Origin of the sequence: Galactobacter sp., assembly GCF_022712295.1 — a bacterium.
Lineage (GTDB): Bacteria > Actinomycetota > Actinomycetes > Actinomycetales > Micrococcaceae > Galactobacter.
The window spans coordinates 1-9,428 of record NZ_JALAGT010000086.1 but is presented as its reverse complement, the minus strand read 5'-3'; the positions used below and the strand labels follow the sequence as shown (position 1 = coordinate 9,428).

At 66.7% G+C, this 9,428-nt stretch carries 8 protein-coding genes; 6 read left to right on the top strand and 2 right to left on the bottom strand.

Features of this window, described 5'->3' with window-relative positions; translation table 11 throughout:
- The coding region (locus Q0A15_RS06465; protein WP_291278705.1) for an SDR family oxidoreductase at positions 1-536 on the bottom strand (536 nt) is incomplete at its 3' end.
- A gap of 386 nt (positions 537-922) precedes the next feature.
- Here Q0A15_RS06465 and Q0A15_RS06460 point away from each other — a divergent pair.
- From Q0A15_RS06460 to Q0A15_RS06435, 6 genes are all read left to right on the top strand, one after another.
- Positions 923-2,524: an acyl-CoA carboxylase subunit beta gene (locus Q0A15_RS06460; RefSeq protein ID WP_291278704.1), complete on the top strand. Its 1,602-nt coding sequence runs from the start codon at positions 923-925 to the stop codon at positions 2,522-2,524.
- A complete protein-coding gene (locus Q0A15_RS06455) occupies positions 2,521-2,805 on the top strand; it encodes an acyl-CoA carboxylase epsilon subunit (protein WP_291278703.1) in 285 nt (94 codons plus the stop codon). Before Q0A15_RS06460 ends, Q0A15_RS06455 begins: the two co-directional genes overlap by 4 nt.
- Positions 2,806-2,834: 29 nt before the next feature.
- Complete coding sequence (locus Q0A15_RS06450) at positions 2,835-4,520, top strand: DUF885 domain-containing protein (protein WP_291278702.1); 1,686 nt, start codon at positions 2,835-2,837, stop codon at positions 4,518-4,520.
- A gap of 189 nt (positions 4,521-4,709) precedes the next feature.
- Positions 4,710-6,104 carry a dicarboxylate/amino acid:cation symporter gene (locus tag Q0A15_RS06445; protein ID WP_291278701.1) on the top strand — a complete coding sequence of 465 codons (1,395 nt, stop codon included), beginning with the start codon at positions 4,710-4,712 and terminating at the stop codon, positions 6,102-6,104.
- A 74-nt stretch (positions 6,105-6,178) separates the two neighbouring features.
- Complete coding sequence (locus Q0A15_RS06440; protein ID WP_291278700.1) at positions 6,179-6,811, top strand: nucleoside triphosphate pyrophosphatase; 633 nt, start codon at positions 6,179-6,181, stop codon at positions 6,809-6,811.
- 154 nt (positions 6,812-6,965) lie between these two features.
- Positions 6,966-8,741: a biotin carboxylase N-terminal domain-containing protein gene (locus Q0A15_RS06435; RefSeq protein WP_291278699.1), complete on the top strand. Its 1,776-nt coding sequence runs from the start codon at positions 6,966-6,968 to the stop codon at positions 8,739-8,741.
- A gap of 134 nt (positions 8,742-8,875) precedes the next feature.
- Here the strand turns inward: Q0A15_RS06435 and Q0A15_RS06430 are convergent.
- Positions 8,876-9,428 (bottom strand): IS30 family transposase (locus Q0A15_RS06430; RefSeq protein ID WP_291278698.1); only part of this gene is annotated, 553 nt, incomplete at its 5' end.

Genomic DNA, 9,428 nt, shown 5'->3' with positions numbered 1-9,428 from the left:
GTGTAGGCCAGGTGGTCGCCGGCCCAGCGCGGATCCAGGTTAAGGGGCGGGGAAAGCGTCAGAATGTGTACGGCCTCTGACTTGCGCAGGTACGGCAGCGCGGTCTTGGAGAGCAGGAACGTACCGCGGGCGTTGATGTCTTGCATCAGGTCGTAGCGCTTCATGGACACGCTGGCGGTGTCGGAGAGGTCGATCGCTGAGGCGTTGTTCACCACGGCGTCGATGCCACCGAACTTGGCGACGGCCTGGTTCACAGCGCCCGCGACGTCGTCGTCGTTGCGGACGTCGCCCACGATCGCCAGTGCGCGGCCACCGGCGGCCTCGATCTCCTCGGCCGCGGTGTGAACGGTGCCGGGAAGTGCGGGGTGAGGCTTGTCCGTCTTGGCCAGCAGCACCAGGTTGGCGCCGTCGCGGGCGGCCTTCAGGGCAATGGCCAGGCCGATGCCACGACTGCCGCCGGACATCAGGATGGTGCGGCCCTTGAGGGCCCCGGTAGTGGACAGCGGCGAGGGGTTCGCAGACGATTCGTGGCTCATGGTTGAAGAGCGTAGCGATTCCCCCACCATTTTGCTACTCATCGGTAACTTCTCTCTCGACACCCCTGAAGGCAGTATCCGTAAATGTGAGCACGGACCGTGCTCACATTTCCGGATACTGCCAGCAAGGTGGCATGCCCGACGGCGGGGAGGGCCGTAGGTGCCTCGCGGCACCCAAGGCGCCTTGGGCAACCGAACGACCACACCCCGTCGGGTATTGAAGCCAACGTATTCCCGGCACGGCATATGCACAGCCCGTGCAGACCCGCTCCGGGAACGTATGATGCAGCAGGAATGTCGCCACTCGACCACACGGCCTAGACTGGCCTGCGGCCGGGCAACCCGCGGCCGTTCACGCAGGGACCGATCGAGGAGCCAGAAGCAACATGACCGAGAGCCAGGACAGCGGCTTCGACCTGACCACCACGGCAGGCAAGCTCGCTGAATTCCGATCCCGCCAGGAACGCTCGCTGACCCCCAGCGGCGAGGCGGCCATCGAGAAGCAGCACGCGCGCGGCAAGCACACCGCCCGCGAACGCGTGGACATGTTCCTGGATCCCGGGTCCTTCGTCGAGTTCGACGCCCTGCGCACCCACCGCACCCACGCGTTCGGCATGGAGAAGAAGAAGCCCCTGGGTGACGGCCTGGTCTCCGGTTACGGCACCGTGGACGGGCGCCTCGTGGCCGTCTACTCCCAGGACTTCACCGTCTACGGCGGCTCGCTCTCCGAGGTCAACGGCCAGAAGATCGTCAAGGTGCAGGAATTCGCGCTGCGCAACGGTTGCCCCGTGGTGGGCATCAACGACGGCGGCGGAGCGCGCATCCAGGAGGGCGTGGCGTCCCTGGCCATGTTCGCCGACATCTTCCGCGCCAACGTCCACTCCTCCGGCGTGGTCCCTCAGATCTCCGTGATCATGGGCCCCTGCGCGGGCGGCGCGGCCTACTCCCCAGCCCTTACCGACTACATCGTGATGGTGGACCAGACCTCCCACATGTTCATCACCGGCCCCGACGTGATCAAGACCGTCACCGGCGAGGACGTGGACATGGAGACCCTGGGTGGCGCCCGCCACCACAACCAGGACACCGGCACCTCCACCTACCTGGCTGCGGACGAGGAGGACGCCCTCGACTTCACCCGAGAGCTGCTCTCCTACCTCCCCTCCAACAACCTCGCGGAGCCGCCGCTCGACCTGGCGGAACAGCCCCTCACCGTCACGGAGGAGGACGAGGAACTCGACACACTCATCCCCGACTCCCCCGCACAGCCTTATGACATGCGCACCGTCATCGAGCACGTCCTGGACGAGGGCGAGTTCTTCGAGGTCCAGGCGCTCTACGCACCCAACGTGCTCATCGGCTACGGCCGCGTCGAAGGTGCCACGGTGGGCATCGTGGCCAACCAGCCCATGCAGTTCGCGGGCACCCTGGACATCAAGGCCTCCGAGAAGGCCGCACGCTTCGTCCGCAATTGCGACGCCTTCAACATCCCCGTGCTGACCTTCGTGGACGTCCCCGGCTTCCTGCCCGGCAAGGACCAGGAGGACCAGGGCATCATCCGCCGCGGCGCCAAGCTGCTCTTCGCCTACGCCGAGGCCACCGTGCCCAAGCTGACCGTGATCACCCGCAAGGCCTTCGGCGGCGCCTACATCGTGATGGGCTCCAAGAAGCTCGGCGCGGACCTGAACCTGGCCTGGCCCACCGCCCAGATCGGCGTCATGGGCGCCGAGGGTGCGGTCAACATCCTCTACCGCCGCGACCTCGCCGCCGTGCAGGCCGAGGGTGGGGACGTGGACGCCCGCCGTGCGGAGATCGTGGCGGACTACGAGGCCGAACTGCTCAACCCGTACCAGGCCGCCGAGCTGGGTTATCTGGACGCCGTCATCGCCCCGAGCGACACCCGCCTGCAGATCGTCCAGGGCCTGCGCGCCCTGCGTGACAAGCACGCCAACCTGCCCGCCAAGAAGCATGGGAACATCCCGCTGTGAGTCCTGCAACCAGCCCGTCCACCGGCCACCGCTCGGCCCGCGAGCCGTGGGCTCAGCCGGAGGAAGCCGTCGTTCCGGAGGCGCCCGCTTTCCGGGTGGTGCGCGGCACCCCCAGCGCCGAGGAGCTCGCCGCACTCACCGCCGTTCTGGCCGCAGCAGCGTCCTCCGCGCAGGAGCCGGAGCCCGCCCCGGCCACCCGCACCGACGTGCTGCGTCGCGCCGCCCGTCTGCGCAACCGCATCATGGCCGTACCCGGCGCATGGAGGATGCGCGGACGCTGACGCCCCCGGCGGCACGTTAGGGTGTTGGTGTGACCCAGAACTCGAATCGCACACCGTCAGCAATCGACCGCATCGCGGATTCCTTCGTGGAGCAGCTCCTGGAGCTCAGCCCGGAGACCGCCATGTCGCTCGGCATCCCCGGCAGTGAGCAGGCCTACGACGACCACTCCCCCGCAGGCACCGCCGCCTATCGCGCCCTGCTGGTGAAGACCCTGGCGGCCCTGGACGAGGCCTCGACCGGTGAGCTCGACGAGGTCGACGTGGTCACGCTGGACATCATGCGTGAACGCCTGGGCCTTGACGTGGAGATCATCGACACCGGCGTCACCCAACTCAACAACCTGGAGTGCGTGGCGCAGTCCGCCCGCAACCTCTTCGACCTGATGCCCACCGACACGGTGGAGGACTGGGTCAACATCGCAGGCCGCCTCTCCAACCTGCCCGGCGCCTTGGACGGCTTCGTCGAGTCCCTTTCCGCCTCCCGCGACGCGGGCCACGTCTCCGCGGTACGCCAGGTACGGGAGGTGGCAGCCCAGTGTGAGGCGTATGTGGCAGACGGCGGCTACTTCGACGAGCTGCTGGATCGCGCACCCGACACCGACGCAGACCTGACCTCCGCCATGATCACGGGCGTGGCCCGGGCCAAGGCCGCTTACGCCCAGCTCGCCGACTTCCTGGAGAAGGACCTGGCCCCGGACGCCCCGGACGAGGACGCCGTGGGCCGCGAGTACTACCAGCTCATGTCCCGCCTCTTCCTTGGCGCAACCGTGGACCTGGACGAGACCTACGCCTGGGGCGTGGCCGAACTCGACCGGATCATCGCCGAGCAGGAGGCCGTGGCCAACGAGATCGAGCCAGGCGCCTCGATCGCCCGAGCCCGCGAGGTGCTGGAGGCCGACGAGTCCCGCACACTGCACGGCACCGACGCCCTGCAGGCCTGGATGCAGCAGAAATCGGACCAGGCGCTGAAGGATCTGGCCGGCACACACTTCGACATCGAGGCGCCCATGGACCGCCTCGAGTGCTGCATCGCCCCCACCCACGAGGGCGGCATCTACTACACGGGGCCCTCCTCCGACTTCTCCCGCCCCGGCCGCATGTGGTGGTCCGTCCCGGAGGGTGAGGATACCTTCCAGACCTGGGCCGAGACCTCCACGGTGTACCACGAGGGCGTCCCCGGCCATCACCTGCAGATCGCCACCGCCCTGCTGGCCGGTGCAGATCTGAACCGCTACCGCAGCGAGATCGTCTGGACTTCCGGCTTCGGCGAGGGCTGGGCGCTCTACGCCGAGCGCCTCATGGAGGAACTGGGCTACCTCGCCGACCCTGGCGACCGCATGGGCATGCTGGACGGCCAGCGACTGCGCGCCGCCCGCGTGGTCTTCGACATCGGTGTGCACCTGGGCCTCGAGGTCCCCGAGCGCTGGCGCTCGAGTTCCGAACCCGAGACCTGGGATGCGGACAAGGGCTGGGAGTTCCTCAAGGCCAATATGTTCGAGTCCGAGGGCCGCATCCGCTTCGAGTTCATGCGCTACCTCGGCTGGCCGGGGCAGGCACCGTCCTACAAGATCGGCCAGCGACTCTGGGAGCAGCTACGTGAACAGGTCCGCGAACAGGAGGGCGACGACTTCGACGAGAAGGCCTTCCACACCCGCGCCCTGCGCCTGGGCGGCATGGGCCTGGACTCCCTGACCAAGGCGGTCCTCCGCGGCTGAACAGCCATCCTCGGCTGATCTGGCCTGATCAGCTGAGCGGCGCAGCCGCTCATTACACTGCCCGACGGCGTAGGGCTGGGTCCCAGCCACATGCCGTCGGGCACCGGATGACGCGAGCCACGTCACGTGGGCTTCATAAAGGGACACAAACCCTTGGAATGGTTTAAGGTACATCCTTACCCTGGACCGGTGAGCACCACAGACAGCACCCGCACCCATCGCCTGCCGAGCTGGCTGACCAATTTCGGTTTCCAGATCATCGCAGGCCTCGTCCTCGGCATCATCCTCGGCCTGATCGCCGTCGCCACGGGATCCACCAAGGACAACCCCAACGGCCTCGGCGCCACCCTCCAGGTGATCGGCTCCAACTACGTCAAGCTGCTGATCGCGGCCGTCCCACCGCTGGTCTTCCTGGCCGTGGTCGCCTCGATCTCCAATCTGGCCAAGGTCACCAACGCCGCCCGCTTGGCATGGAAGACCCTCATGTGGTTCGCCATCACGGCAGCCATCGCCGTGGTGATCGGCATCCTGCTCGGCGTCATCGTCAAGCCCGGTGAGGGCACCGGGCACCTCCAAGCGCAAGAGACCAGCGGGCACACCGGCTCCTGGTGGGCCTTCCTGGAGGGCCTGATCCCGTCCAACTTCCTGGGTCTGGCCGCAGACACCTCCACCGACGGCGGCGAGACCACCACGTCCGTCTCCTTCAACGTGCTGCAGATCCTGGTCATCTCCATCGCCATCGGCATCGCCGCGCTGAAGGTCGGCAAGGCCGCCGACGGTTTCGTGAACTTCTGCAAGTCCGCCCTCAAGGTGGTCCAGAAGGTGCTGTGGTGGATCATCCGCCTGGCCCCGCTCGGCACCCTGGGCCTCATCGGTAACGCCGTGGCCACCTACGGCTGGACCTCCATGGGCACGCTGGTGAAGTTCGTCGTCACCATCTACATCGGCCTGGCCCTGGTGCTCTTCGTGGTCTACCCGATCCTCGTGAAGCTGCACGGCCTCTCCATCAAGCAGTACTTCTCCGGTGTGTGGCCGGCCGTGCAGATCGGCTTCGTGTCCCGCTCCTCCATGGGCACCATGCCCGTGACCCAGCGCGTGACCGAGTCCAACCTGGGCGTGCCGCGTGCCTACGCCTCCTTCGCCGTGCCGCTGGGCTCCACCACCAAGATGGACGGTTGCGCCGCGATCTACCCGGCCGTCGCCGCCATCTTCGTGGCGCAGTTCTACGGCATCGACCTGAACTTCGTCCACTACCTGCTGATCATGGTGGTCTCCGTCCTGGGTTCGGCCGCGACCGCAGGCACCACCGGCGCCACGGTGATGCTGACGCTGACCCTGTCCACGCTGGGTCTGCCGCTGGACGGCGTGGGCCTGCTGCTCTCCATCGATCCGATCATCGACATGGGCCGCACCGCCGTGAACGTGGCAGGTCAGGCGCTGGTCCCCACCTTGGTCTCCAAGCACGAGGGCATCCTGAACCTGGACGTCTACAACGCCAAGCGCGAGGGCGACCTGTTCGTGGACCGCGAGGCCGAGGCGGAAGCCGAGGCGATCGAGGATTCCAAGGCGACGTCCAACGCCTGAGGCGACCACGGGTCGTCGGGCATGAGTGCCCACTGATCCCGGCCCGGCCGTCTGTGTGGACTAGCGTGGTGAGCATGACTTCCCCCTTGCTGCTGCTGGCCTCCACCTCCGGTTCGCGTCGCAGCGTGCTGGACGCCACGGGCTTCGCGTATGCCACGGATGCGCCGGACGTGGACGAGCGTGCCCTGATCGCGGAGCATCGCTCAGCCGGGGAGGACATCTCCCCGGCCCGCGAGGCGGGCCTGCTGGCGCAGGCCAAGGCGCAGGACGTCGCCGCTCGGCCGGGCTCGGCTGGGCACCTGGTCCTGGGGTGCGATTCGGTGTTCGAGCTGGACGGCGCGGCCTACGGCAAACCCCACGTACCCGAGGTGGCGATTGAGCGCTGGCGGCAGATGCGGGGACGCACCGGGGTGCTGCACACGGGACACACGCTGGTGGATCTGCGCGACGGAGCGGAGTCGGCCGGCGCGTCCGTCACCGTCTCGACGTCGGTCACGTTCGCCGACGCGAGCGACGAAGAGATCGCGGCCTACGTCGCCACCGGTGAACCGCTGGGGTGCGCCGGCGGGTTCACGGTGGACGGCAAGGCGGCCGCGCTCGTGGAGCGCATCGACGGCGACTTCCATGCGGTTGTCGGCATCTCCCCCAACGCGTTACGTGAGCTTTGCGCCCAGCTCGGCGTGGCCGTCACCGAGCTGTGGAGCTGACGCTGTCAGCCCAGCCGATCGCAACCAGGATTCTTTGTAGGAATCCTCTAAACCCGGGGCGGGGTGACGAGCCTCTCCGCGCGCCGTTTACGTGGGAAACCCACAATTCGGATAGGCTCACGTGCGCACCCGTTGTGAAGGAGCAGGCAATCCCATGCCGTCACTGACCAAGGTTCTCATCGCCAACCGAGGCGAGATCGCCGTCCGCGTGATCCGCGCCGCGAAGGATGAGGGCATCGCCTCTGTTGCCGTGTACGCGGATCCCGACCGAGACGCACTACACGTACGTATGGCCGACGAGGCATATGCACTCGGCGGCAATTCCGCAGCCGAGTCCTACCTCGACATGGACAAGATCCTGGACGCCGCCAAAAAGGCAGGCGCCGATGCCGTGCACCCCGGCTACGGCTTCCTCTCCGAGAACGCAGAGTTCGCCTCCAAGGTGATCGAGGCGGGCCTGACCTGGATCGGCCCCTCCCCACAGGCCATCGAGCAGCTGGGTGACAAGGTCCAGGCGCGCCATATCGCCGCCAAGGTGGGAGCCCCCCAGGTGCCCGGCACCAAGGACCCCGTGACCAGCGCCGAGGAGGTCCTCGAGTTCGCGGACACCCACGGCCTGCCCATCGCCATCAAGGCAGCCTTCGGCGGTGGCGGACGCGGCATCAAGGTGGTTCGGGACCGCGCGGACATCACCGAGCTCTACGAATCCGCCGTCCGTGAGGCCACCGCGGCCTTCGGTCGAGGCGAATGCTTCGTGGAGCGTTTCCTCGACGCTCCCCGCCACGTGGAGACCCAGTGCCTCGCGGATGTGCACGGCAACGTCGTGGTGGTTTCCACCCGCGACTGCTCCCTGCAGCGCCGCAACCAGAAGCTCGTGGAGGAGGCCCCGGCCCCCTACCTGAGCGAGGACCAGCTGGATCGCCTCTACTCCTCCTCCAAGGCCATCCTGAAGGAGGCCGGCTACAGCGGCGCCGGAACGTGCGAGTTCCTGGTGGGCCGCGACGGTGTTATCTCCTTCCTCGAGGTCAACACCCGCCTGCAGGTGGAGCACCCCGTCTCCGAAGAGGTCTCCGGCCTTGATCTGGTCCGCGAACAGTTCCGCATCGCCCGTGGCGAGGAGCTGGGCTACGACGACCCGGAACTGCGCGGCCACTCCTTCGAGTTCCGCCTGAACGGCGAGGACCCGGGACGTAACTTCATGCCCGTCCCCGGTACCCTCACCACCCTGAAGTTCCCCTCCGGCCCCGGCGTGCGCGTCGACTCCGGTGTGGAGCAGGGCGAGAAGGTCTCCGGCAACTTCGACTCCATGATCGCCAAGCTGATCGTCACCGGCTCCGACCGTGCGCAGGCCGCACAGCGGGCCCGCCGTGCGCTGGCGGAACTGACCATTGACGGCATGCCCTCCGTGGTCCCCTTCCACCGCGTGGTCATGGCGGATCCCGCCTTCGTTCCCGAGAACCCGGACGAGGCCTTCCACGTCCACACCCGCTGGATCGAGACGGAGTTCGACAACAAGATCGAGCCATACTCCGGTTCCACCCCTGACGAGGAAGAGGACGAGGAGAGCCAGCAGATCACCGTCGAGGTGGGCGGCAAGCGCCTCGAGGTTCGCCTCCCCGGCTCCCTGTCCTTCGGCTCCGGCAACGGCAAGGCGCGCAACCACTCGACCCCCAAGCGCAAGCGCTCCGGCGGAAAGGCCGGCGCGGCCTCCGGTGACGACCTCACCTCGCCCATGCAGGGAACCATCGTCAAGGTCGCCGTGAAGCAGGGCGCCACCGTGGCGGAGGGCGACCTCATCGTGGTCCTCGAGGCCATGAAGATGGAGCAGCCGCTGACCGCCCACAAGTCCGGCGTCATCAAGAAGCTACACGCCTCGGCTGGAGGAACGGTCGGCGCGGGCGAGACCATCGCGATCATCGCGGACGCCTGATCCCAGACAGACCAACCGTCTCGACGGCACTGCCGCTTCTCCAGCGGCACAGTGTCCGTCAAACAACACAACGTCGGTCGAACCACACAACGTCGGTAGGCGGTTTCTAGCGGTTGTTGCAACACCGGTGGTGTTCAGGATCCTATGAGCTCCCGCATGTGTTCCGCGGGCGTATGCCATCCTAACCGTTTGCGGGGCCGGCCATTGAGTTCGTTCTCGACGTATTCAAGGTCTTCTGGACCGTATTTCGAGAGGTCGGTTCCTTTTGCGAAGTATTGGCGCAGCAGGCCGTTGGTGTTCTCGTTGGTCCCTCGTTGCCACGGAGAATGCGGGTCACAGAAGTAGACGTCCATGTTTGTCGCCATTTTGACTGCAACGTGCTCGGCCATTTCGACGCCCTGATCCCAGGTCAAGGATGCACGAACGGACTCAGGAAGAGTCAGCATCTTCTTGACGATCGCATCACGGACGGTTGGTGCAGCGTGATCATCAGGAAGGTGCAGAAGCATGGTGAAACCGTTTTGACGTTCCACCAGGGTCCCGATTGCCGACTTGTTTCCCGCTCCCATGATGAGATCACCTTCCCAGTGACCGGGTACAGATCGGTCTTCAACTTCGGCCGGCCGTTCGTTAATCATGACCATGTCATCCTTGAAGCGGGGCTGACGTTCCCCGGTTTCTCGGCGT

Coding starts and splice junctions, on each gene's coding strand:
- Q0A15_RS06460 (WP_291278704.1), top strand. CDS start 923: ATGACCGAGAGCCAGGACAGCGGCTTCGACCTGACCACCACGGCAGGC.
- Q0A15_RS06440 (WP_291278700.1), top strand. CDS start 6,179: ATGACTTCCCCCTTGCTGCTGCTGGCCTCCACCTCCGGTTCGCGTCGC.
- Q0A15_RS06435 (WP_291278699.1), top strand. CDS start 6,966: ATGCCGTCACTGACCAAGGTTCTCATCGCCAACCGAGGCGAGATCGCC.